The sequence below is a fragment of the Sphingomonas aerophila genome (assembly GCF_014199305.1).
GTDB classification, from domain to species: Bacteria; Pseudomonadota; Alphaproteobacteria; order Sphingomonadales; family Sphingomonadaceae; genus Sphingomonas; species Sphingomonas aerophila.
In genome coordinates this window covers 351011-375075 of record NZ_JACIJK010000003.1, presented here as the reverse complement: position 1 = coordinate 375075, position 24065 = coordinate 351011, and the positions used below count along the sequence as shown (strand labels likewise).

Genomic DNA, 24065 nt, shown 5'->3' with positions numbered 1-24065 from the left:
ACCGGCAGTAGCTCCGGCTGCTACAATCCGGCGGCGAGAAATAATGTTCTCGGGCCTGTGATGAAATGCTCCCGCCTGCGAACAACCTCATGAAACAAGGAGGGGGTCGCCAATCTGTGATGGGCGGGAGAGGCAGGGACAGCGAGCAGTTCGCGCGACTGATCCGCGACCATGCCGGCATCGTCCGCAAGGTCGCTGCCGCTTATGCCCGCGATCCCCACGATCGCGCCGACCTCATGCAGGACATCCTAGCCAATCTATGGGCGTCATGGCCACGCTACGACGACGCGCGGCCTTTCCCGACTTGGATGTATCGCGTGGCGCTCAACGTTGCTCTGTCGCATGTACGCTCGGTATACCGGGAACGGCGGGTCATGACCCCGCTTACCAGTGACCACGACGCCGTTGCCGCGAAGAACGCGGATCACGAAGCAAACCAGGCGCTGGGCGCACTACAAAGTGCGATGGCTCGCTTCGACCCACTCAATCGGGCGGTGCTGCTGCTCTACCTCGACGAGCGCAGCCATCGCGAGATCGGCGAGATCGTAGGCCTCGGTGAGAGCACCGTGGGCACCCGGATCGACCGCATCAAACAGAAGCTTCGGAGGGAGCTGGCATGACTGAGGATCTGATCACGGACACCGCCTCGCTTAAGGCTGCGATGGCAGCGCTTGAGGACCAGGATCGCGAACTGGCCCTTCCTAGTACGGTCGCCGCGCGCAAGGCGAGGCGCGGCGTTCGCGCGCTCGCCAGATGGCAGGTCGTCCAGATCGGTGCCGGCAGCATCATCGCTCTTGCGGGAGGAACGATCTGGAGCGACCTGCTGGCGCGACCGGGGCTGCTGTTCGCCAGCGGGGTGCTCATCAATCTCCTCGGGGTGGCCATGATTGCGCTCGGGATAGCCGGCCTTACCCATGCCGTGCGGATCGACGTTGCCGCCCCTATCGTCGAAACCGAGGGGCACATGGCTCGGCTACACAGGATCAAGCTGGTATCGGGCTGGATGCTCGCCGCGAGTTGGTGGGTGCTGTGGCTCCCGTTCATGGCCGTGATCATCCGGCTGCTGTGGGGCACGGACATGCTGGCTCCAATCGGCATCAGTGCGTGGCTCACCACGACCCTCGCGAGCGGGGTAGTTGGGTGGGCCGGCATGTGGGGGGTGCGTCGCTGGGCGCGCCGGACCGGGCGGACGCACCTAGCCATGCGGATAGACGACATGATGACCGGCCACAGCCTCCGCGAGATGCAGCAGCACCTGAATGAGGTTGCTCAGTTCGCGGCGGATTAGCGGCGAACACGTCCCGAAAGGGAAAGCCGAGCGGGAGACCAGTTGCGAGTCCGCGGACCGGCCCTTTGCAGGCTCAGCTTCCCGAAATCAAGTTCCGCTTGCTCTACCCTGAACCTGCCGTGCGAGTCAGGGACGATCGGCACGGTGAACGGCCGGTGGCTTACGGGCGGCCAGAGTTGGCCCTTGAGCGCCCGAGGATGGGCGTTAGCGGACATCGCGACCGCGGCGGACATCCATCCGCCAAAGTCCGCGACGCCGACGCAAACTCTCGAGCTGTAACGCAGCCGCTAGAGACTGGACGTTTGCTCATTGAGAAGGGTGGTGACGGCTGTCACGAGCTGCGCTCCCGCAAATGGCTTGGGCAGCAAAACGCTCTTGGGAACGCCGTACGCCTGCCAGTCGGCAGCGCTGTCTCCAGTGACATATACAATCGCGATCTCGGGATGCAGCTCCCGAGCATGTCGAGCAACGTCCCAGCCCTTCAAGCCTTTCCCAAGTCTGATGTCTGTGACCACTCCAACAGGTGCAAAATCGGCTCCGTCCAGAAGGCTGATCGCCTCATCACCCTGACAAGCAACCCGAACTGAAAAGCCAGCGTCCTGTAGGGTATCTTCCAAGAATAGCTGGATCGCTGGTTCATCTTCCACGACCAGCAGGATTACCGACTCAAATTCCAAGTTTTACTCTCCCTTAGCCAGAACTAGCATCGCCTGCGTGCAAGGTCCGGGCCGGACCAACCACTTAGGAAGATATACTGGGCAACATAAGAGAGAAGCGCTGTCTGACCCAGGTTAGGCCATTGTAAGAAAGTGAAGGTCCATGGAATGCGCCGTATCCGGACCCTGGTATTCGCGGACGACGTGCTCGAGCTGAATGAGAGTCCGCTTACCGCCCTTGCCGCTTAAAAGCGGACCGGCGGCTCTCCCCCATTCTAGTCTCATGCCCCAGCTCTCGGTTGTGGATACGGTTACGCCGACCGGCGTCTGCACCCGGCTGACGTCTGACGTCCTCGTCAGCTTTGAGCCGTGCTGCTGATTCCCCTTCCGCGAAATGCTGGGCTAAAGACGACCGCCGAGCGCAGACAGTCCGGCCAAGCTTGAAGGTTGGAAAGTCTTCCTTCTCATGAAGGTACTGCACCTGCCGAGGACCGAGCCCAATCGCCCTTCCGATGGCCTCAAGCCCGTAAAGCAGGTCAGCTTGCATAGGGTCATCCATGTGTCACTCCATGTGTCACGGCGCTGCCGGACGTCTTTTGAGATTGGCTGTTTTCCATCGTTTTCTGTTGATCGGATTTGATCTGGCGAAAGCAAAAAGAAGCCCGCCGAAGCGGGCTAAGAAGTGCCGTTTTCCGCGGGTTTCAGCTGTATTCTACCTGTTGACGTACAGCCTCCAGCCATAGCGCTGGAAGCTGGTGGTGCGCCCTTCGAACAGGCTGACCGCGTCACCCTGGTCGCCAATTTCCTGCGGAAAATCGTCGTAGTCGTCGCAGCGCCCGCGCGAGAACGGCCGCGCGCGAAAGTTGGGGCCTGTCGGCCACAGGAAGTGCCAGTCGCAGCCCTTGAACTGCTTCAGGAAGATGTTGTCGGCCGACGCGCCGTCGAGTTGCCGCTTGGCGACGTCCTCGCACTCCTCGAGCAGCTTGTTGATCTGCGTCGTGACATAGGAGGCGGTCAGCTCCTTGGTCGGGCTGTAGAATGCCATGTCCGCCGGGTCGTAAATAACCGAATGCAGCTGCCAGTTGTTGCCGACCTCGGACTTGCCCATCTGCGACGGGCCCATCACGGCCACGATCGAGTAGGGGCTCGTCATCGCCAGCGCGTTGGTCGGCTCGACCAGGTGCTGCATCGGCTCCGGGCTGTCGCGCCAGGGGCCGCTATACGCGCCCGGGTTGCGCAGGTGGCGGTGCCGGTCGGCTGCCTCCATCGGGGTCAGCTTCTCGGTGAACGCCACCTCGCGGAACCCTGCCCTGATCGCCTCGCGCGCGTTCGCGAACCGGGGTGGCTCGCGCGTCTGCTGCATCAGCAGTGACAGCGCGCCGAGCCGCGGGTTGGCTACCGCCTCAACCGTCGACATCGACGTCCAGCGCCTTGCTAAACGCGGCCAGCTTCTCGCCGATCAGCGCCTCGATCGCGGTCTCGACCTCTTTGGCGAGGCCGAACTGGCGTCGGATTGCGGGGCCCACGCCCTGCAGCTGGCGACGGAGCTCGATGGCGGCGTTCGAGGTCTCGGCCTCAATGTCCGCTACCCGGCAAAGCTCGCCAATCGTGCGGCGGTAGAGCAGCTCGGCCTCGCCGGCCTTGTATTCCTCGTACCGCTGCTTGCCCGTCAGGAGGAGGCCGTCATCGTCGCCGGCGTCGCCCAGCATCTGCATGCGCAGTTCGGCGATCGCGGCGAGCTTGGCGTCGTCCTCGCCACCCCCGACCGACCGGGTGCGCCACCAGGCGACAGCCCCACCGGCCGCGATCTTGTAGCCGACGCCGCGACGACCGCGCTCGATCAGCCAGGGTGCATCGGCCGGCGCCTGCGCGAGGTGCTTGCGCATCGTCTCCGGCGTGACGCCGCAGATCGAGGCGAACTCGTCCAGGCTGACGACCAGCTCACTGGCTTTGCGCTTCTTGGGTGCCTGACGCGGGGTCGACGATCGCGCCAGGGCACCTCCCGCGCCCGATCAGCGGCCCGCCGGCAGATCCAAAGGCGTAATAAAAAGGCGTAGTGTTTTCCGGACACGGGAAACACGCGTGCGTTGGGCCCCAGCCCCCCGCATACGGGCCAAATCCCGGGGAGGACCCATGGGGGGTGCCTCTGGCCCCGACCTCCGGACGGCTCGGCGCCGTCGGGGCAGAGAGTCGTGGCGCATAGCCCCTCTCCGGGACGTTCGGTTTGCAGGCTCACCGAGTCATTCCGGCCCCGCTTCCGGGTTGCTCGACACGCCACGCCAACTCAATCGGATCGCCGGAGACGCGCGATAAGGCAGCGGCAATCTGCTGCCCAAACGTTCGATCCACATAGCTTCGCGTAAACGGCGACGGTGCAACCACCGTGACGCGACCCTCGCTCACCTCGAACCTGCACGACCCAAGCCAGGCACCATAAGCATGCTGGCCTATCGTTTCGACCATGGCTGCCTGGAGCGCGTTTGCCTCCTCACACTCTCCCGCCGTGCCGCAAGAAATCTTCTCCGGCGATGAGTTTCGGACTAACGGACCGGCCGTCTGCCGACCGTCTTTCAGCCCGGCTCGCCTCCCCTCCGGAGGATTGGCACCGAGCTGGACAGCACGGGCATTCGAAAATGCATTGGCGTCGCGCCGGTTGCGCTCGGCTGTCAGCCATTCCGCGTGTCCGGCTGCTTCAGCTTCGGATGCGCTTGCCGGCCACCGCTCGGCCATCGTCCCCGCTTCTGGCGGGAGGTCGAGGTCCGGCGCCGCCATCCGGTCTCGGCATCGACTACCGCGATCAACGCGGCGTGCGCCGCGAGTCTTCTTCGGCGTCTGGGGGGCTCTAGGGGGAATGGTTGTTCTTGGTTGTTTGGGTGACTCTGTGTCGGGGGCTCGGCGACACTGTGTCCCGGCGACTCTATGTCGGGGGTGACAGTGAGCCGGGGCTCCGAGGCCCGCGGAGTTTCTGAGAGGCCCGAGGCAGCTGAGCAGGGATGCACCGTGTAGATTAGCCCGCGCCCCGGCCGCTCAAAGCGCGTGATGTGTCCTGCATCCTTCAGCGACTTCATCGCCCGCTGGACGGATCGCTCGGTCAAACCAGTATCGGCCGCTAAGGTGGCGATACTAGGCGTGCACCGGCGAGTCCCGATGTCAGCGCGCAACGCGAGAACAAGCAGAACGTGTTTCTCAGTGGCGGAAAGGTCGCGGATCGCCAGCACGGCCCGTTGAAGATCGAACGTCGTCACGCCCGCCACTTCCGCGCGGATCTATTAGGCGTGCTGAAAGAGCGAGCTAGAAGCGTTACGCCCCCATTACTCGCCCAGACGCGACCTAGTCGCGTCCGGAAGAACGGAAAACACGGCGGAAATGCTGGCGCACCCGACAAGATTCGAACTTGTGGCCTCTGCCTTCGGAGGGCAGCGCTCTATCCAGCTGAGCTACGGGTGCGTGCCGGAGGCGGGTAGCAGGGTGTTCGATGCCGCGCCAGCCCCTTTTGCGGCTGGCGGCGGCGTCTTGGGGCGATAGGCACACAGGTCCATGACCGGGCAGCGCCAGCATTCGGGACTGCGCGCCTTGCAGATGTAGCGGCCATGCAGGATCAGCCAATGATGCGCATGGGCGCGGAACGGCGCTGGCGTGACCTTTTCGAGGACCAGTTCCACGGCCAGTGGCGTCTTGCCGGGTGCAAGGCCCGTCCGGTTGCCGACGCGGAAAATGTGGGTATCGACCGCGAACGTTTCCTCGCCAAAGGCGACATTGAGAACCACGTTCGCGGTCTTGCGGCCGACGCCGGGCAATCGCTCTAGCGCGTCGCGGTCGCGGGGCACCTCGCCGCCATGCTCGTCCACGAGGATTTGCGCGGCGGCGATGACGTTCTTGGCCTTGGTATTGAACAGGCCGATGGTGCGGATGTGCGCCTTCAGCCCCTCCTCACCCAGGGCCAGCATCTTGGCGGGGGTGTCGACGTCCTCGAACAACCGGGCCGTTGCCTTGTTCACCGATACGTCGGTGGCCTGCGCGGACAAGGCGACCGCGACCAGCAGCGTGTAGGGATTGCGCCAGGCAAGCTCGGTTTCGGGCGCCGGGTCGAGCTCCGCTAGCCGCCTGTAGAACTCGAAGACGTTCGCCTTCTTCACAGCCCGAGCACGTCGCCCATCTTGTATCGCCCCGGTGCCTGGCCCGCGAGCCACAATGCGGCCCGCAGCGCACCCTTGGCGAAGATCGAGCGATCATCGCCCCGATGCCCGAGCTCCAGTCGCTCGCCCTCGCTGGCGAAGATGACCTGGTGATCGCCGATAACCGAACCGCCGCGCAGGGACGCGAAGCCGATCGTGCCTTCGGTACGCGCCCCGACAAGTCCCGCACGCCCATCGACCCGCACTTCCTTGAGCTTCGTGGAACGCCCGCGCGCCGCCGCTTCGCCAAGCTGGATTGCCGTGCCCGAAGGAGCATCGACCTTGTGCCGGTGGTGCATCTCAACGATTTCGATGTCCCATTCGGCGCCAAGTCGGGCCGCCGCCTCCTGGACCAGGATGCCGAGCAGGGTCACGCCAAGCGAAGTGTTGCCGGTCTGCAATACCGCGATGTCCTTGGCTGCCAGATCGATCAGCTCGTGATGAATTGCGGTTAGGCCAGTGGTGCCGATCACGATGGGCGTGCGCGCAGCGCGTGCCGCGGCAAGGTGCGATTCAAGCGCGCTTGGGGCAGAGAAGTCGACCAGCACGTCGGCAACACGCGCAACGCTGGTCGGGTCGCCGCGCGCGTCACTGCCGCCCGCCAGGACTGCGCCCGCGTCCTCCAGCTGGTCAATGATGGCCCGGCCCATTCGGCCGGCGCTGCCATAGATGCCGATCGCAGTCATGCGATGCCCTCGCAACGGGTAGGATGACGGCAGGAGAAGATGCCGCACATCCTTGTTCTCGGCAACCGGAATGGGACCCGGACAGAGTCGGCGCGTGTCGTGGCAAGGGGCATGGCGCCGCTGTTGCACGACACGCGCTTGTAGGACAGCATTGTCGCACGGGACCTGAACGCCCGTCCCGCGCGACAATCCGGATTACACCGCGCCGGTGCCACCATTGGCGCCGAATACGCTGCCGTCGGTGTAGCTGAACTCTCCAGAAGCGAGAGCGACGTAGAGGGGTGCGAGCTCCGCAGGCTGGCCGGCACGGCCAAGTGGAGTGTCCTGCCCGAACTTGTTCATTTCACCTGGCAACTGGCCGCCAGCAACCTGCAGCGGGGTCCAGATCGGCCCCGGTGCGACCGCATTGACGCGGATGCCCTGTTTGGCGAGTTGCTTTGCCAGCCCCTTCGTGAAGATCGCAATCCCACCCTTGGTTGTCGCGTAGTCCAGGATCTCCTTTTCGGGCTGGAAGCTGTTGACCGACGCGGTGTTGATGATTGCCGAACCCGGCTTCATCAGCGGGATCGCGGTCTTGGTGATCCAGAACATCGCATACAGGTTGGTCTTCAGCGTCCGGTCGAACTGCTCGAAGCTGATCTCAGCAATGGAGGACTTGGACTGCTGATAGGCTGCGTTGTTGACCAGTATGTCCAGCCCGCCCAGTTCCCGGTTGGCGCGCGCGACCAGGTCCAGGCAGAATTCCTCTTTAGTGATGTCGCCGGGGATCAGCACGACCTTGCGCCCCTCGGCGCGCAGCAGGCGGGCAACGTCCTGTGCATCGGGCTCCTCGGTCGGGTAATAGTTGATCGCGACATCAGCGCCTTCACGGCTCATCGCGATCACCGCCGCACGACCAATGCCGGAATCGCCGCCGGTGACCAGCGCCTTGCGCCCCTGAAGCTTGCCCGAGCCACGGTAGCTCTTTTCGCCGCAATCGGGGACGGGCGTCATGTTCCGCTGAAGCGCCGGCCATTTCTGGCGCTGTTCCGGGAAAGGCGTGCTGGTATATTTGGTTTGCGGGTCCGCAAAAGGAGGAGGAGGCGGGTTCGCCGCGCCGGCACTCCCCTGACCGGTCGCCTGCGCGAGGGCGGGCGTGGCGGCGGCAGCGGCGCCTGCGACAGCGGCACCTTTCAACAAGTCACGGCGGCTGGTGGCGTCTGTCATATGGCCTCCTTTCAAGGGGTTCAGGCCATGACGAACGGGCCGAACGAAAGTTCAGCCCGACGCCGTTGAGAAGACACACATTTTCACGGCACGATCACTATCTGCCCCTTCCACAATCTGGGTGGTGATCACCTGACCCCATCCGATTGCGCCCGGCCGCTAAAGAACGAAGCGCACCAACGCCATCCAGAGCGCCGCCCAGAACAGGGCGCAGAACAAAATCGCCCATTTCAGCATTGGCAGATCCTGGAACCGCCGCGGCGTGTCGTGTTCTTCGTCAAACATGGCCGTGACAGGTCCAAGATCAGGGGGCCTCGCTCCAACGTGGCGCATTTTCGACCGGCGCAATACGATTGCGGTTCGGGACGTAGATGCCCCTCCGGCAAGTTCCGGATGCGGCGTGTCGAAATCAGGCCCGCAACGGAGGGCGATCGAGCCACCCTGCGGCGCTGCGTGGTTGGCAAGCGGGGGTGCCCTGCCCTAACCCCGGCACCATGAACGCCCTGCCCGAAACCGACACTGCTGCCGCTGCCGAGCTGGAAGCGCTCGCTGCGGAGATCGCCCGGCACAACCGCCTGTACCATACGGATGACGCGCCGGAGATCAGCGACGCGGATTACGACGCGCTGGTGCGGCGCAACGCGGCGATTGAAGCGGCCTTTCCGCAGTTGGTCCGTACCGATTCCCCATCGGCCCAGGTCGGCGCGGCGCCGGCGGGGCACCTGGCCAAGGTGCGGCACGCACGCGCCATGCTGAGCCTCGACAACGCCTTTTCAGCAGAGGAGGTGGCCGACTTCGTGGCGCGAGTGCGACGGTTCCTGAAGTTGCCTGACGAAGCGCCGGTGGCCCTCACCGCCGAGCCCAAGATCGACGGCCTGTCCTGTTCTCTACGATATGAGAATGGCCGGCTGATCCAGGCACTTACCCGCGGGGACGGCACGACGGGCGAGGATGTGACGGAGAACGTCCGCACCATCGCCGACATTCCCCAGCAACTAGCGGGCGCGGCACCATCGGTGGCCGAAATCCGGGGTGAAGTGTACATGGCAAAGGACGACTTTACCCGCCTCAACGCGCGCCTGCTGGCCGAGGAGGGCGAAACCGCGCGCCAGTTTGCGAACCCGCGCAACGCCGCGGCGGGATCGCTTCGGCAAAAGGACCCGGCGGTGACTGCGACCCGGCCGCTCCGCTTCCTGGCACATGGCTGGGGTGAAACCAGCGAAGCCATTGCCGACAGCCAATTTGCAGCGATGGGTCGGATCGCGGATTGGGGCCTGCCGGTGTCCGACCTGCTGGTCCGCTGTGACACGGTGGATGAGGCTTTGGCGCATTACGCCCGGATCGAGGCGGAGCGGGCCGACCTGCCCTTCGACATCGACGGGGTTGTCTACAAGGTCGACCGCTTTGACTGGCAGGCGCGGCTCGGCACGATCGGCCGCGCGCCGCGATGGGGGCTGGCGCACAAGTTTCCGGCCGAACGCGCGCAGACAACGCTGGAGCGGATCGACATCCAGGTCGGGCGCACGGGAAAGCTGACCCCGGTAGCGCGACTTCATCCGGTCACGGTTGGCGGCGTCGTCGTGACCAATGCCACCCTCCACAATGCTGACGAGATCGAGCGGCTGGGGGTTAGGCCGGGCGACCGGGTGGTGCTGCAACGCGCGGGCGACGTGATCCCGCAAATCGTCGAGAACCTGACGCGAGACGAGCCGCGCGAGCCCTGGACCTTTCCCACAAACTGCCCCGAATGTGGGTCGGAGGCGCTCGCCGAAGAGGGCGAGGTCGACATTCGTTGCACCGGCGGCCTGATCTGCCCGGCCCAGCGGGTTGAGCGATTGCGCCATTTCGTCAGCCGTGGCGCAATGGACATCGAGGGGCTCGGCGCCAAGCAGATTGAGGACTTCTTCCGTGACGGGCTGGTATCGAGCCCGGCTGACATCTTCCGCCTGACCGAGGAGCGGCTTGCCCCGCGCAAAAAGGACGGGCGCGTCTGGGCCGCGAACCTGGTGCGGGCGATCGAGGAAAAGCGTGAGCCCGATCCGGTCCGCTTCCTGTTCGGCATCGGCATCCGCCATATCGGCTCGATCACGGCGCGTGACCTGCTGAAGGCGTTCGGCACCGTGGAGCGGCTAGCGGAGGTTGCACAAGCGGCGCAGGAGGATCCGGCTGCCCGCGCCGACATTGAGTCGGTCGAGGGGATCGGCCCGGCGGTTGCAGAGGCCCTGGTCGACTTCTTCGCCGAGGAACATAATCGGCAAGCGTGGGACGACCTGCTGAGCGAGGTGCACCCCCTGCCCTTTGCCGGGCAGACACACGCGTCGGAGGTGTCGGGCAAGACGGTCGTCTTCACCGGCACACTGGAGACCATGAGTCGCGACGAGGCAAAGGCGCAAGCCGAAAATCTGGGGGCACGCGTCTCAGGCTCTGTGTCCGCAAAGACAGACCTGGTGGTCGCCGGCCCAGGAGCTGGGTCCAAGCTGAAAAAGGCGGCGGAATTGGGGGTTAGTGTGATTGACGAGGCTGGCTGGGCAGAAATCGTGGCGAAAACCGTTACATAATTCTGCCGTAATCCGTTGCGTTTTTGCAACGCAGCAAACTTATCGCCAGTTGGGCGGAACCGACACTCGCCAGCGTCACGTAACCGCAATAATCGGCGTCAAAGGGGCGTGGGAAAGCGCAACAGCGACCGCGCTTCCAGAGCCATGCTCAATTGGGGACCGAACAACACATGCGTATGAAGCTTGCCTGTGGCGTGGCCTTTGCCGCGCTCATGATCCCGGGGGCGGCCTTCGCCCAGTCGACGGGCACTGTGGACGCGGAGGGCGAGGACGTCGTCGTCACGGGTTCGCGCGGTGCGCCGACCGTCGCCGGTGTTCAGACCCCGGACACACCCAAGGCGCGCGCAGTCATCACGCAGGAGCTGATCGAGCGTCGCGCTCCCGGCCAGACGATCTTCGACACGATCAACCTGGTTCCCGGTGTCAGCTTCACCAACTCCGACCCGTACGGCTCGTCGGGCGGCCAGCTGCGTATTCGCGGTTTCAGCGGCGATCGCGTGTCCACGACGTTCGACGGCATTCCGTTGAACGATTCGGGCAACTATTCGATCTACACCAACCAGCAGCTCGACCCCGAGCTGATCGAGCAGGTCAACGTCAATTTCGGCGCGACTGACGTCGACTCACCGACGGCGAGCGCTTCGGGCGGCACGGTCAATTACCGCTCGGTCACACCGACCGACGAAATGCACGTGATTGGCGTGTACTCGCACGGCACGTTTGATCGGAACCGCGTGTTCGGAATGTTGAACACGGGCGTGTTCACCAAATTCGGCACCAAGATGTGGATTGCCGCCAGCAGCGACCGGTACGACCAGTATCGTGGCTACGGCGAGATCTACAAGCAGCAGTACAACTTCCGCCTGTATCAGCCGATTGGCGGCTCGGGTGACTTCATTGCGCTGGGCGGCCACTTCAACAAGAACCGCAACAATTCTTACAGCAATCCGACCCTGACCAATATCCGCACCACGGTTCAGGGCGCGACGATCCCGACGACTGCAACGCCTGCGGCGCCCTACACGCTAGATCTGAGCGACCGGCAGTTCGATTCCGTATTCGACAATCGCAGCTCGGCCTTTTTGTACGATTTCACTTGCGCCCGTCCGGCAGCGGCAGGCGTAAACGGCACGGCTCAGAACGATACCCAGGGCCAGTGCTTCAACGTGAAGGACACGGCGATCAACCCGTCAGATACGGGTAACCTGCGCATCAATTCGCGCTTCTCGCTGTCCGATGCACTGACCTTCACCTTCGACGGCGCGTATAGCTTCACCCGCGCGAACGGTGGCGGCTCAACCGTTTTCTCGGAGGCGAACGCTCGCGCCAACGGCACCAACCAGTACAATCTGCAGTTCCAGCGCGTTGGCGCCGGCATCGCAACGGGTGCCGATCTGAACGGCGACGGCGACCTTCTCGACAACGTTCGGGTCTATTGGCCGTCGAACACCCGGACCCAGCGCTTCACTGCAATTGCAGGCCTGCGCTACGACCTCGACCAGAACAACCTGGTTCGTCTGGCCTATACCTGGGACCGTGCCCGTCACCGCCAGACCGGCGAAGCGAGCCTGCTCTCGGCGCAGGGCGCGCCCTTTGAAGTGTTCAGCGCGCTGGACAACGAGGGTCCGTACGCCGTTCGCGACGCAGCCGGCGAAGTGCTGAACAAGCGCAATCGTCTGTCCTATGCAATCCTGCACCAGATCTCGGGCGAATATCGCGGTCAGTTCTTCGACGATGCGCTTAAGGTGCAGCTCGGGGTACGTGCGCCGTTCTTCCGCCGCAACCTGACCAATTATTGCTACACCATCCCCGGTAACTCGAGCGATGCATACTGCACGTCCCAGTCGGCAGCGTCCGTGGCGGCAAACCCCACCACGGCGGGATACGGTCTTCCGTACAACAACCGCCTGAAAACCTACAGCTCGGTGCTGCCGAACGTCGGCCTGACCTACAACCTTGTCAGCGACCTCAGCATGTTTGCGACGTACGCCAAGGGATACTCGGTTCCCAAGACCGACAATCTTTACTCGTTCGACGATGTAAAGATTAACCCTGTCGACGAGGTGAAGCCGGAGAAAACCGACACCTTCGAGCTCGGCCTACGTTACAGCTCGCGGACGATCCAGGCGCAGGTGGTCGGCTGGTATACCTACTACAAGAACCGCATCATCAGCTCGCTCGTGCAGTTGGAGGGCGGCGCAACCCAAAGCCTGGATCGTAACGTCGGTGCGGTGAAGCAGGGTGGCGTTGATGCAAGTGTCGCGGTTCGCCCGGTGAAGTGGCTATCGCTGTACGGCTTCGGCTCCTACCTGGACTCCGAGCTGCAGAATGATGCAATTGATCCGATCAGGGGCACTGTCATTGCTGCCACGCGTGGCAAGTTCACGGTCGAGACGCCCAAGTGGCAATATGGCGGCCGGGCGCAGCTCGACTTTGGCGCCGTGTCCGGCGGCGTAGAGGCGAAGCACACCGGCGATCGCTGGGTCACCGACGTCAATGATCTGAAGAGCGCCGGGTACACGGTCGTCAATGCGGACGTTCGTCTGAGCCTGACCCCGGTCGGGCTGGAGCGTACCTACCTCCAGTTCAATGTTACCAACCTGCTGAAGGAGCGGTATTTCGGCAACCTCGCCACCAACACCGCCTTCAGCAATAATCCGCGCTTCACCTTCGGTGCGCCGCGGACGTTCATCGGCTCGATCCACTTCGAGTACTGATTGCGGCGCTCGAACGGGCTGATCGGGGCCGCCGTCCACATTGGACGGCGGCCCTTGTCGTATCTGGCGAACCGTCAGGTCAGACCAGGTCGTTCTCGCTGATGATGATCAGCTCCTGATCATAGTCGCGTCCCAGTGCGCGCGCGGCGATCGGCTCGATTTCGGTCAGATTAGCCTGAACATAGGCCAACGCGTCGCCCTGTGGGATCGCGCCCGACATTGCCTCGACCACGTCATAGCGCAACGCGAACCGATAGGCGTCGGCATCAGCGCTGCCGGTAAACTCGATCTGGCCGTCCTCGATATTGTCGAACAGGCTGGCTGGCTCGATCGTAACGCGCTGGTCGCTCATGCAAGGGTCCTTGATGCTTAGGGTCGTTCTCCCAAGCGCGCGGACACTGCGGCGGGTTCCTCGCGCGCGTTGGCGCGTGTAGTACACCTGCATGGCGTCCCAGTCAGTCCCGCAAGCTACCCCTTCCCGATCCCCCGCAACGGGCCCGGCGATAGCCCGTCCGCCGGTTTCGGCACGCCCGTTCTTCGAGAACAAGAATCGCGCTTTCTGGACGTTGCAGGCCGCAGGCTGGACGGGTTTCGTGGTGCTGCGGGGCGTGTCCTCGATCTCCAACGCCACCAGCGTCGACATCATCGTCCCGGTCGTGATCGAGGCGATCATCGGTTATTGCATCACGCTGCTGCTTTCGACGCTGTTCGGTTATTACCGCACCCTGCCGCGCGCGGGCGGCATCCTGCTCGTCGTGCTGACCCTGATTGCAGCGACGCTGATCTTCGCGTTCCTCGACGCGTTCACCTTTTCGCTGATCATGCCGTACGCGCCCGGCATCACACTGCCCCGGATGCTTCTGTCGATCTATGTAGCCTTCACAGCCCTAGCTGGCTGGTCCGCCCTATATTTCGGCATCAACTTCTACCTGATCGTCGAAGATCAGATGGATCAGATGCAGCATCTGGAAACGCAGGCGTCGTCGGCGCAACTTGCCATGCTACGCTATCAGCTAAACCCTCATTTCCTGTTCAACACGCTCAATTCCATATCGACGCTGGTGCTGCTGAAGCAGACCGAGCGCGCCAATGCGATGCTAAGCCGGCTGTCTTCCTTCCTTCGCTACACGCTCGCCAACGAACCTACGGCTCATGTCACGGTAGCGCAGGAGGTCGAAACGCTGAAGCTGTACCTGGAGATCGAAAAAATGCGGTTCGAGGAGCGCCTGCGGCCCGTGTTCGACATCGATCCGCGCGCCGAGCGGGCCCGCCTGCCCTCGCTGCTGCTGCAACCGCTGGTCGAGAACGCGATCAAATATGCGGTCACCCCGCAGGAGGAAGGCGCTGAAATCTGCATCACGGCGCGGCTCGCCGGGGATCGGGTGCAGATCAGCGTAACCGACACCGGCCCCGGCTTGAACGAGACGCGGAATACTCCGAGCCTTTCAACTGGCGTGGGGCTTGCCAATATACGTGAGCGGCTGGTGCAGGCTTATGGTGCCGACCAGCGGCTGGAGGCGCGCTCCAGGCCGGCTGGCGGGTACTCGGTGGAGATCGAGTTTCCGTTCCAGCTCGACGACGTGAACAGAGAGGCCGCATGACTATCCGTACAATCCTCGTCGACGACGAGTCCCTGGCGATCCAGGGGCTGGAACTTCGGCTTCAACCGTTCGACGACGTGGAGATTGTTGCCCGTTGCCAGAATGGGCGTGAAGCGATCAGCGCTATCAAGACCCACAAACCCGACCTGGTCTTTCTCGACATCCAGATGCCCGGCTTCGACGGCTTCTCGGTGGTGCAGGGGTTGATGGAGGTAGAACCGCCGTTGTTCGTCTTCGTCACGGCCTATGGCGACCACGCCCTGCGCGCCTTTGAGGCGCAGGCGGTCGATTACCTGATGAAGCCGGTTGACGAGAGTCGGCTCGCCGACACGTTGGAGCGGGTGCGCCAGCGCCTGGCGGACAAGCGTGGGAGCCAGGAGGCCGACAAGCTGAAGGAAGTGCTCGCGGAGGTTGCCCCCGACGCTGTTACCGATCTGGCCGATGGAGGGACCGAAGCGGTTGCCGCCAACCGCTTCGAGAAGATGATCAACATCAAGGATCGCGGCCAGATCTTCCGCGTGGATGTGGACTCCATCGAGCGCATAGATGCGGCCGGCGACTACATGTGCATCTACACCGGCGACAACACCCTGATCCTGCGCGAGACGATGAAGGACCTGGAAAAGCGGCTGGACCCGCGCCGGTTCCAGCGAGTGCACCGGTCGACGATCGTCAACCTCGACTTGGTCAAGCAGGTGAAGCCGCACACCAACGGCGAATGCTTCCTGGTCCTGAACTCAGGCGCGAGCGTGAAGGTGAGCCGCAGCTACCGGGACGTGGTCGCTCGCTTCGTTCACTAAGTCCCGGGACCGGGTCGCTGGCGAGGCGGTCCGGGGAGGCAGATCACAAAAAGGGCCGCGTTCTTGACGAACGTGGCCCATTCTGTCTGCGAGATCGAAATCAGGCGTTGTTGGCGCTTGTCCTGATGTTGCCATTGGCGCCGTTGGGCAGGAACCCGCCCGCGGTCACCGCCGCCTTGTTCAGATAAGCGATGTTGAGCACCTGTGCCGCGGTTCGGCCGAATACGATCGCGTTCGAGTCAGCCGGCACGATGTTCGACGCAGCCGTATTGGGTGGCAGCCCCTGATCGCCGGTGATCCCCTGATCCAGGTCTGCCGGTCCGTCGAGCGCGTCACGGGCGTCGGAGATCTTGCCCGCATTCACGCGAAGCACGGGGGCGTTGAGCCCCTTACGGTACAGCATCGTGCGGAGCAGGCCCGAGTGGTAGGCCTCGACCGCGAGGATGCCCGCAGCCTGGTCGACGATCGTCGGGCTGTTGATGAGGCGAGCCGAGCCCTTGTACGCCGTAACGCCCACGTCGCTGAGCAGCATGCCGCCCAACAGCCAGTTCTCGTCCGACGCATAAGGATCGAACGTCTCGTTCGGCCCGATCACGCCCGCCGATCGGGCAGCAAGAGTGAACGCGCCGTTCGCGCCGCCGTCGATGTTGATCTGCGGCATGGCGATTGCCGCACCGCCAAGCTGGTTGCGAAGAAACACGACATGCTGGTTTTCATCGGCCGCGATCTCGCGAGCATAGGCTGCGATCGTCGGGTCAGTGAAGGTGACTGCGCGCCCGCCAACCACATCGCCCTGCGTGCCGACGCCGGTGCGCAGCTGTGCATTGAGGGGCGTGCCGAACACCGACGACACATAGTAGTTGGACTCGAGGTACTCGAGATTCAGCGCGAAATTGAGGATATCAACGTCGTTTTGAGAGGCGGTGGGCGCGGGTGTTGCCGGAGGCGTCGTGGCCGGCGGTCCCTGATCGTCGTCATTCGCGTCGCAGGCCGCGAGCAACGAGACGCCGCCTGCTGCCATGGTGGCGACACCGGCTGTCTTCAGAAAGGCACGGCGCGCAGCTCGGCGCTGTTCGCCCAGTTCCAGCACCTCTAATAGGGTTTCACGATCGATCATCTTTGGTCCCCTGAATGTCGTGCCGGTTAGGCGTTGTTGGCGCTGGACTTGATGGTGCCGTTCACCCCGTTGGGGAAAAAGCCGCCTGCGGTGACCGCTGCCTTGTTCAGGTAGACGATGTTGAGCACCTGCTGTGCCGTCCGACCGAACGCCAGGGCGTTGCCATCGGTCGGCACGATGTTGGAGGTAGGCCCTGCCCCCGACGTGACATACGCGATCCCTTGATCAAGGTCCGTTGCGCCGTCCAGGCTGTCGCGGGCGTTGGACACCAGCTCGGTATCGTCGCGTACCGTTGCGGCCTTCAGTCCCGGGCGGGCGCCGAGCTGATCGATGTTCGTACGGATGATCGCGGCGTGATAGGCCTCGGTCGCAAGGATGCCGGCCGCAGCGTCGAGGAATGTCTTGTTGGTGAGAAGGGAAGAACTGCCCTTGTACGCCGTGACCCCGACATCCTCGAAGATATAGGCCCCGTACAGGAAGCTAAGGTCATCTGCATAAGGGTCGAAGAAGGTCGGCGCTGTTGCCGATGATGCCCCGATGAAGCCGGCTGCGCGAGCCGCAGTGCTGAATGCGCCATCGGGCGTTGTGCCCACATCGATCTGAGGTTGTGCGACCGCCGCCGAGCCGAGCGCGGAGCGAAGGAAGTTGACGTGCGCCAGTTCGTCCGCCGCAATTTCCCGCGCGTGCTCGCGTACGATACGATCAGCGAAAGGCACGATATGAGCGCCGGCGTTGATCGGCAGCGAGTCCGCCGGGATGCCGCCCGTGCCGATAGAGGCGGTTGGGATCGGCGTGCCAAATGCAGCGTAATAGTAGAAATTTGCTTCGAGATATTCGAGGTTGAGCGCAAAGTTCAGCACGTCATTGTCGGTGACCGACTGCGCCGCAGCGTCGCTGGTGAAAGCAAAGGCTCCCGCCCCTACTGCCGCCGCGCCCAAGACCATCCGGAACAACTGCCGGCGATCATCACGCCGCCTCGCCCGATTATCGAATGCCTGAATTAGCTGATCGCTTTCACTCATCGGTCATTCCCCTTCAACATCGTGGCGTGACCTCACCTGAACCCAGGCATCTGCCGTTACGGCGACAGATACAAACGCACGGCATCAATCACTTCACCGGCGAAGCAAAACCTCACCGAACGCGACAACGCCGTGCAGCCCGCTAAAGGCGCACGGCGTTTAAAATAAATACATGTTGCAAGTGCGAAGTACCGTTCAGCTATCCCAGCTGCGTTACTTGCGACGTTCAGCCCTCGGCAGTGTCGTCGCCGTCCGCTGCGCGCTGGAACCAGGCCTCGACCGGGCCGGTCAGCTTGATGGTAAGCGGCTGGCCATGCCGGTCGACCTTCTTGCCAAGCGCGACCCGGATCCATCCTTCGGAAATGGAATATTCCTCGACGTCATTCCGCTCAACACCCTTGAAGCGGATGCCGACCCCGCGCTCGAGCAGGTCCTGCTGAAAGAACGAGCTGCGGGGATTGATGGAAAGGCGGTCTGGCGGGGAGTCGGTCATGGTCGGGCGATTAGCCACCGCGAACGGGCTCGGCCACAAAAAAGCGGCACCGGATCGCTCCGGCGCCGCCTTCGTAGCGAATGAGCGGCTTAGTAGCCGTATCCATAACCATACCCGTAGGGGCTGCCGTAGTAGCCGCGGGGCCGGTCATAACCGCCGCGCGAATAATAGCGTTCGCGATAGATCACGCGAGGCGGCGGCGCATAGTAACGCTCACGGTACACAACCGTGGGTGGCTCGTCGTAGTAATAGCCGCGATCATAATAGCGCCCGCGGTCATTGTTGGCGATTGCTGCGCCAAGACCAAGCCCGACGATGCCGCCCAGCAATGCGCCTGCGGCGACGTCGCCACCGCGGCCGCCGCGATAATGACGATAGCGCTGCGCGTCGGCGGGGGCCGAGGCCGTCAGCGCCGTTGCGGCCAGAGCGATACCCAATCCAGCCTTCTTGACCAATCCATTCATCTCAGACCTCCTACAACTCTACGCTCGGTCCGCGTGGGTCCCAGAACGCACAAGGCGCCGAACATGTTGCGATCATTGCCCGATTCGGGCTGAATGGGGTCGGAATAGCCCGTTAACGAGGGATGCAGGAATGAGCGGGTCATATTGGCTCATAAAGGGCGACCCCGACAGCTTCGGTTGGGCCGACCTCGTCGCGGATGGTGGGACGGAATGGGACGGCATTCGCAACGCGGCAGCGGCAAACAACCTGCGTGCGATGGCCGTGGGTGACGAAGCGCTCTTCTATCATAGCGGCACCGATCGAGAAGCGGTGGGCGTCGTCCGGATCACACGGGGTGCACGGCCCGATGGTCCGGACGGCCGTTTTGTGTCCGTCCAAGTGGAGCCCGTTCGTGCCCTGCCCCGTCCAGTAACCCTGTCGGCGATGAAGTCGGAACCCGCGCTTGCGGACCTCGCCGTGGTGCGCCAGCCCCGGTTGTCGGTGTCAGCCGTTTCGAAAGAGGCGTGGACTGTCTTGATGCGGCTTTCCGACATTCGGGCGGACTGAAAGCGGGCAGAGCAACCAACGCCCGTACAACCTGTTGTAACGCGTATAGAAAAAAGAGAGGGTCAGGGATGAAAGGTTGGCAATCGGCGGGGGTTGCAATTGCCATGGTCATGGCGGCGGCAACGCCCTGCATGGCAGAAACACCGCGCGATCTGTTGATGCAGGCGTCCTTTGGTGACCACGACCGGGCAACTGCCCTGGGCCGCATCAATCTTGCCCTTCAGGGTGCTGCGGCCGTGTTGCGGAACAGCCCCGGCGACCCCGAGGCAGGGCTAATGCACGCCACCGCGATTGGCTATCACGCGAAGCTGACCGGCAGCCGCGGTGAGGCCGTGGCGGCGCGGCGGTCGTTCGAAGCGCTTGTCCAGCGCAATCCACGCAATGCCGAAGCGCAGCTGGCATTGGGCGCCTGGCATCTTGGGGCTGTGCAGCGGCTGGGCCGGCTGGTCGGCCGTGCAGCGCTGGGGGCGCAAAAGCCGGTCGGCTTGTCGGCGCTGGATCAGGCGGTGGCCCTTGGCGGAAACCGGGCGATGTTCTCCGGCCTGGCCGCGTTGCTGCGCCTGCAGATGGACCCGGATGACTCCCGCGGTCGCGCGTTGGCGGAGGCCGCCGCACGGGCCGCAACACCGATGCCTATTGACCGGATCGTACAGCGCGCAGCGGCACAGATAATCGCGGCGTTACGGAAGGGTGACGAGGGTGCCGTTCGCAAGCTGGCAATGCGGTCGCTGCCGTTTGGACAACTGCCGGGCGAGAGCTGAGGCGAGGCCCCAAGGACCCCGTACGGCCCGGTCAGGTGCCACGCCGCCGGCATTGCGGCAGCGTGGCACCACAAAGGTCAGGCTGCTTCTTTTGCGCGGCTGGCGCGCTTGCGCTCATTCGGATCAAGGTGACGCTTGCGGAGACGGATCGACTTGGGCGTCACCTCCACCATTTCGTCATCGTCGATATAGGCGATCGCCTGCTCCAGCGTCATCTTCTTGGGCGGAGTCAGTCGAACAGCGTCGTCCTTGCCGCCGCTCGCGCGGAAGTTCGTCAGCTGCTTCGCCTTCATCGGGTTGACCTCAAGGTCATCCGTCTTGGCGTTTTCGCCGATGATCATGCCTTCATACAGCGCTTCACCATGGCCGACGAACAGGATCCCGCGGTCCTCGAGCGGCCCGAGCGCATAGGACTGCGCTTCGCCCGCGCCGTTCGAGATCAGGACGCCGTTCTTCCGGCCCTCGATCGCGCCCTTGTGAGGCCCATACTTCTCGAACAACCGGTTCATCAGGCCCGTGCCGCGCGTGTCGGACAGGAACTCGCCGTGATAGCCGATCAGGCCGCGCGATGGCGCGGAAAAGGTGATGCGCGTCTTGCCGCCGGTGGACGGCCGCATATCGGTCATCTCCGCCTTCCGCAGGTTCATCTTCTCGACGACCGTGCCCGAATATTCGTCGTCAACGTCGATCACGACGGTCTCGTACGGCTCGGTCCGCTTGCCCTGCTCGTCTTCGCCGAACAACACGCGAGGACGGCTGATGCCGAGCTCAAAGCCCTCGCGGCGCATGGTCTCGATCAACACGCCGAGCTGAAGCTCGCCACGGCCGGCGACTTCGAAGCTGTCACGGTCGGACGCTTCGGTCACCTTGATCGCGACGTTGGTTTCGGCCTCGCGCATCAGGCGGTCGCGGATCATGCGGCTGGTCACCTTGGTGCCCTCACGCCCCGCCATCGGCGAATCGTTCACAGCAAAGCGCATCGACAGCGTCGGCGGATCGATCGGCTGAGCATGCAGCGCTTCCGTGACGCTGGTGTCCGCGATCGTATTCGCCACCGTCGCGACCGTCAGGCCTGCAAGCGAGATGATGTCGCCCGCGCGTGCTTCCTCGACCGGTACGCGATCGAGGCCGCGGAACGACATCAGCTTGGATGCGCGGCCGGTCTCGATGACGTTGCCCGCATCATCCAGCGCGTGAATCGGCTGGTTGACCTTTACCACGCCGGAGTTGACTCGGCCGGTCAGGATGCGGCCCAGGAAGTTGTCGCGGTCGAGCAGGGTCACCAGAAAGGTGAACGGCGCGTCTTCGTCCAGGTTGGGCGGCGGCACATGGTCGACGATCTTCTGATAAAGCGGGATCAGCGTGCCTTCGCGGCGGTCCATGTCCTCCGACGCATAGCCGTTACGGCCCGACGCATAGAGCACGGGGAAATCGAGCTGCTCGTCCGTCGCTTCCAGCGCGACGAACAGGTCGAACACCTCGTCCAGCACTTCCTGGATACGCGCGTCCGAACGGTCCACCTTGTTGACGACGACGATTGGACGAAGGCCGAGCGCCAGCGCCTTGCCAGTCACGAACTTGGTCTGCGGCATCGCGCCTTCGGCAGCGTCGACCAGCAGGATGACGCCGTCGACCATCGACAGGATCCGCTCCACCTCGCCGCCGAAGTCGGCGTGGCCAGGCGTGTCGACGATGTTGATGCGATAGGACTCTCCGCCTTCCGGCGCCCAGTCGATCGAGGTCGGCTTGGCGAGGATGGTGATCCCCCGCTCCTTCTCAAGATCGTTCGAGTCCATCGCGCGTTCCTCGACGCGCTGGTTCTCGCGAAAGGTGCCCGACTGGCGGAAAAGCTGGTCGACAAGCGTTGTCTTGCCGTGATCGACGTGGGCGATGATCGCCACGTTACGCAGGTTCATGCGGAATCCCGTATTTTGGAGTTCGCGCGCCCTTACAGGAATTTGTGCATTGCGGGAAGTGGCTGGAAGCGGGTGAACGGGAAAGGAGCGCAAAGCTCCTTTCCCGCACCGGGATCACATGCCCGACATGTTCCCCATGCCCTTGCCGGCCGACAGCTTCTGGGCGGCGGCGATGTGCTGTTTCACGATCGGCACAGCTGCGCGGGCTGACGTCTTTAGCGGCGCCTTATCACCGTTCGCGGCGTAGCTCTGGTGCAGGTCAAGCGCGGCCTGATGCGCCGGCACCTGCTGGGCAAGATAGATGCGGTCGAAATCGGCCGCAGAAGCACTTTGCAGCTCCGCGATCGAGGGCTGCGCGGCCGGATCGAGCGCCGGCGGCGGCGGGGTGAGGCCAGCCTTTTGCGCGGCCTTCACCGTTGCGGCGGTCGTCTTCTGGTGATGCTTGATCAGCATATCCGCGAATTTGCGGACCGCCGGGTTCTGGGTCTTCTGCAGCGCGATTTGGCTGGACTGGATCTCGAACTGGTCACTGGCGCCGGCTGCCTTGACGTATGCGTCGGCGGTGGTCTTCGCCTCTGCCGGCGGGGGCGGGGGCGGCGTCTGCGCCATGACCGGGGCAGCGGCCCCAACCAGAGCCAGGGCGAATGCGATTCCTGACGTCTTGATGTGGATCATAACCTACTCCGTTTAAAGCCGAATGATCTCGGCATTGTTCTTGCCCGCCCAACAAGCCGCAGGCGTTCAGGTTCCGCTCGACAGGTGTAATAGTGGGCTGATACAGTTGAACCGGGGCAACACCTTCGCCACAACGCGGCAGAACTGCCCGACGGAGTTTTCGCATGGCCACCACCGCCGACACGCTTACCGCCGACAAGCCACTGACGCTGACCCCGCCCGAACCGGTGCCCACGGTGCAGGCCGAAAAGGCTGCCGGGCTGGTGCCGGTGGACGAGGGCAAGAAGAGCCAGCTGGACGCGCGGGTCGACCAGTTCGTGAACGAGCTGGTGGCACAGGATGTGAACAGCCCGGAGTTCGGCAAGCGGGTCGATGCCATCACCGCGATGGGTCAAAAGGAGATCCGCGACGCGGCCGGCCAGTCCAACCGCTTCCTGGATCGGCCGGTGCGCGCGATGGACAAGGACAATGGAGTGGGTGCCGACCTTGCCCAGTTGCGCCGGGTGATCGAGGACCTGGATCCCGGCAAGAAGGGCAATCTGACCGCCCCGCAGAAGCTGTTCGGCATCATCCCGTTCGGCAGCAAGATGCGCAACTACTTCGACAGCTACAAGTCGTCGCAAACGCACATCAGCTCGATCCTGACCAGCCTGGCGTCGGGCAAGGACGAGTTGCTGATGGACAATGCCGCGATCGACACGGAACGGTCGAACCTATGGACCGCAATGGGTCGGCTGGAACAGATGATCCACCTGTCCAAGGCGATGGATGCCAAGCTGGAGGAAAGGGCCAACGAGCTCGACGCGACTGACCCTGCAAAGGCAAAGGCCATCCGTGAAACGGCGTTGTTTTACACCCGCCAGCGCACACAGGACCTGCTGACGCAGATGGCTGTCACCGTTCAGGGCTATCTGGCGCTGGATCTTGTCAAGAAGAACAATGTGGAGCTGGTAAAGGGCGTGGACCGCGCTTCGACCACGACCGTTGCGGCGCTTCGCACCGCCGTGACGGTCGCGCAGGCGCTGACCAATCAAAGGCTGGTGCTGGAGCAGGTGACCCAGCTCAACACCACCACCGCCAACATCATCGATTCCACCGGCAAGCTGCTGAAGGAAAACACCGCGCGCATTCACGAGCAGGCGGCCAACGCGACCATCCCGCTCGAGACGCTGCAGCGCGCGTTCCAGAACATCTATGACACCATGGACGCGATCGACACGTTCAAGGTGAAGGCGCTCGATTCGATGAAGACCACCGTGACCACGCTCGGCAACGAGGTCGAGAAGTCGCGCGGCTATATCGCGCGAGCAGAGGGTGCGGCGCAGGGGGCCGGTCGGCTGACCGGGCCGTCAACGGACGCATTCCGGCTGGAGGCGCTGTAAG

Annotated in this window: 25 protein-coding genes and 1 tRNA gene; 9 read left to right on the top strand and 17 right to left on the bottom strand. The window is 63.6% G+C overall.

All coding sequences use genetic code 11. The features are described 5' to 3' along the window. The first annotated feature begins 119 nt into the window (after positions 1-119). Together FHS94_RS06640 and FHS94_RS06635 are read left to right on the top strand one after the other, a co-directional pair. A complete protein-coding gene (locus FHS94_RS06640) occupies positions 120-620 on the top strand; it encodes an RNA polymerase sigma factor (RefSeq protein ID WP_184055993.1) in 501 nt (166 codons plus the stop codon). Next, complete coding sequence (locus tag FHS94_RS06635; protein ID WP_184055898.1) at positions 617-1288, top strand: hypothetical protein; 672 nt, start codon at positions 617-619, stop codon at positions 1286-1288. Before FHS94_RS06640 ends, FHS94_RS06635 begins: the two co-directional genes overlap by 4 nt. Positions 1289-1575: 287 nt before the next feature. Here FHS94_RS06635 and FHS94_RS06630 read toward each other — a convergent pair whose 3' ends face one another. The 10 genes from FHS94_RS06630 to FHS94_RS19625 form a co-directional block, all read right to left on the bottom strand. Further along, on the bottom strand, positions 1576-1965 hold the full coding sequence (locus FHS94_RS06630; RefSeq protein WP_184055896.1) for a response regulator: 390 nt from the start codon (positions 1963-1965) through the stop codon (positions 1576-1578). A 691-nt stretch (positions 1966-2656) separates the two neighbouring features. Then, the gene (locus FHS94_RS06625) at positions 2657-3361 is read right to left on the bottom strand and encodes a phage terminase large subunit family protein (RefSeq protein ID WP_184055894.1); all 705 of its coding nucleotides are present in this window, start codon (positions 3359-3361) and stop codon (positions 2657-2659) included. Beyond that, complete coding sequence (locus tag FHS94_RS06620) at positions 3348-3830, bottom strand: hypothetical protein (protein WP_184055892.1); 483 nt, start codon at positions 3828-3830, stop codon at positions 3348-3350. The genes FHS94_RS06625 and FHS94_RS06620 overlap by 14 nt, the downstream gene beginning before the upstream one ends. Positions 3831-4176: 346 nt before the next feature. Then, on the bottom strand, positions 4177-4407 hold the full coding sequence (locus tag FHS94_RS19895; RefSeq protein ID WP_425506161.1) for a DnaA N-terminal domain-containing protein: 231 nt from the start codon (positions 4405-4407) through the stop codon (positions 4177-4179). Between the two features lie 203 nt (positions 4408-4610). After that, positions 4611-5162, bottom strand: a complete 552-nt coding sequence (locus tag FHS94_RS19890) for a helix-turn-helix domain-containing protein (protein WP_425506165.1) — start codon at positions 5160-5162, stop codon at positions 4611-4613. A gap of 152 nt (positions 5163-5314) precedes the next feature. After that, a tRNA-Arg gene (locus FHS94_RS06610) sits at positions 5315-5391 on the bottom strand. Further along, on the bottom strand, positions 5382-6080 hold the full coding sequence (nth, locus tag FHS94_RS06605) for an endonuclease III (RefSeq protein WP_184055888.1): 699 nt from the start codon (positions 6078-6080) through the stop codon (positions 5382-5384). Before nth ends, FHS94_RS06610 begins: the two co-directional genes overlap by 10 nt. Then, entirely contained in the window at positions 6077-6805 is a 729-nt protein-coding gene (gene dapB / locus FHS94_RS06600) for a 4-hydroxy-tetrahydrodipicolinate reductase (protein ID WP_184055886.1), read from the bottom strand. The genes nth and dapB overlap by 4 nt, the downstream gene beginning before the upstream one ends. A gap of 195 nt (positions 6806-7000) precedes the next feature. After that, positions 7001-8011 (bottom strand): SDR family oxidoreductase, encoded by a 1011-nt coding sequence (locus FHS94_RS06595; protein ID WP_184055884.1) that lies wholly within the window; start codon positions 8009-8011, stop codon positions 7001-7003. Between the two features lie 159 nt (positions 8012-8170). Then, positions 8171-8296, bottom strand: a complete 126-nt coding sequence (locus FHS94_RS19625) for a hypothetical protein (protein ID WP_281396850.1) — start codon at positions 8294-8296, stop codon at positions 8171-8173. A 209-nt stretch (positions 8297-8505) separates the two neighbouring features. On the opposite strand from FHS94_RS19625, the gene ligA reads away from it, so the two are divergent. Both ligA and FHS94_RS06585 read left to right on the top strand, forming a co-directional pair. After that, entirely contained in the window at positions 8506-10569 is a 2064-nt protein-coding gene (gene ligA, locus FHS94_RS06590) for an NAD-dependent DNA ligase LigA (RefSeq protein ID WP_184055991.1), read from the top strand. A 170-nt stretch (positions 10570-10739) separates the two neighbouring features. Continuing rightward, positions 10740-13286 carry a TonB-dependent receptor gene (locus FHS94_RS06585; protein ID WP_184055882.1) on the top strand — a complete coding sequence of 849 codons (2547 nt, stop codon included), beginning with the start codon at positions 10740-10742 and terminating at the stop codon, positions 13284-13286. 79 nt (positions 13287-13365) lie between these two features. Here FHS94_RS06585 and FHS94_RS06580 read toward each other — a convergent pair whose 3' ends face one another. After that, complete coding sequence (locus FHS94_RS06580; RefSeq protein ID WP_184055880.1) at positions 13366-13638, bottom strand: hypothetical protein; 273 nt, start codon at positions 13636-13638, stop codon at positions 13366-13368. Between the two features lie 91 nt (positions 13639-13729). Between FHS94_RS06580 and FHS94_RS06575 the strand changes: the two genes are divergently transcribed. Together FHS94_RS06575 and FHS94_RS06570 are read left to right on the top strand one after the other, a co-directional pair. Beyond that, on the top strand, positions 13730-14887 hold the full coding sequence (locus tag FHS94_RS06575; RefSeq protein WP_184055878.1) for a sensor histidine kinase: 1158 nt from the start codon (positions 13730-13732) through the stop codon (positions 14885-14887). Continuing rightward, on the top strand, positions 14884-15687 hold the full coding sequence (locus FHS94_RS06570) for a LytR/AlgR family response regulator transcription factor (RefSeq protein ID WP_184055876.1): 804 nt from the start codon (positions 14884-14886) through the stop codon (positions 15685-15687). The genes FHS94_RS06575 and FHS94_RS06570 overlap by 4 nt, the downstream gene beginning before the upstream one ends. 100 nt (positions 15688-15787) lie before the next feature. Here the strand turns inward: FHS94_RS06570 and FHS94_RS06565 are convergent, their stop codons facing one another. The 4 genes from FHS94_RS06565 to FHS94_RS06550 all read right to left on the bottom strand — a co-directional run bounded on the left by FHS94_RS06565 (position 15788) and on the right by FHS94_RS06550 (position 18783). Next, on the bottom strand, positions 15788-16804 hold the full coding sequence (locus FHS94_RS06565; RefSeq protein WP_184055874.1) for a ferritin-like domain-containing protein: 1017 nt from the start codon (positions 16802-16804) through the stop codon (positions 15788-15790). Positions 16805-16830: 26 nt separating this feature from the next. Then, positions 16831-17826: a ferritin-like domain-containing protein gene (locus tag FHS94_RS06560; RefSeq protein ID WP_184055872.1), complete on the bottom strand. Its 996-nt coding sequence runs from the start codon at positions 17824-17826 to the stop codon at positions 16831-16833. Between the two features lie 226 nt (positions 17827-18052). Further along, positions 18053-18319 carry a DUF3297 family protein gene (locus tag FHS94_RS06555; protein WP_184055870.1) on the bottom strand — a complete coding sequence of 89 codons (267 nt, stop codon included), beginning with the start codon at positions 18317-18319 and terminating at the stop codon, positions 18053-18055. Between the two features lie 89 nt (positions 18320-18408). Further along, a complete protein-coding gene (locus FHS94_RS06550) occupies positions 18409-18783 on the bottom strand; it encodes a hypothetical protein (protein ID WP_184055868.1) in 375 nt (124 codons plus the stop codon). 130 nt (positions 18784-18913) lie between these two features. Between FHS94_RS06550 and FHS94_RS06545 the strand changes: the two genes are divergently transcribed. Both FHS94_RS06545 and FHS94_RS06540 read left to right on the top strand, forming a co-directional pair. After that, positions 18914-19330 carry an EVE domain-containing protein gene (locus FHS94_RS06545; RefSeq protein ID WP_184055866.1) on the top strand — a complete coding sequence of 139 codons (417 nt, stop codon included), beginning with the start codon at positions 18914-18916 and terminating at the stop codon, positions 19328-19330. A gap of 131 nt (positions 19331-19461) precedes the next feature. Continuing rightward, on the top strand, positions 19462-20091 hold the full coding sequence (locus tag FHS94_RS06540; protein ID WP_246348392.1) for a hypothetical protein: 630 nt from the start codon (positions 19462-19464) through the stop codon (positions 20089-20091). 77 nt (positions 20092-20168) lie between these two features. Here the strand turns inward: FHS94_RS06540 and typA are convergent, their stop codons facing one another. Both typA and FHS94_RS06530 read right to left on the bottom strand, forming a co-directional pair. Continuing rightward, positions 20169-22007: a translational GTPase TypA gene (gene typA / locus FHS94_RS06535; RefSeq protein WP_184055864.1), complete on the bottom strand. Its 1839-nt coding sequence runs from the start codon at positions 22005-22007 to the stop codon at positions 20169-20171. A 114-nt stretch (positions 22008-22121) separates the two neighbouring features. After that, complete coding sequence (locus FHS94_RS06530; protein ID WP_246348391.1) at positions 22122-22616, bottom strand: DUF4142 domain-containing protein; 495 nt, start codon at positions 22614-22616, stop codon at positions 22122-22124. A gap of 230 nt (positions 22617-22846) precedes the next feature. On the opposite strand from FHS94_RS06530, the gene FHS94_RS06525 reads away from it, so the two are divergent. Beyond that, on the top strand, positions 22847-24064 hold the full coding sequence (locus FHS94_RS06525; protein WP_184055862.1) for a toxic anion resistance protein: 1218 nt from the start codon (positions 22847-22849) through the stop codon (positions 24062-24064). Position 24065 lies beyond the last annotated feature (1 nt).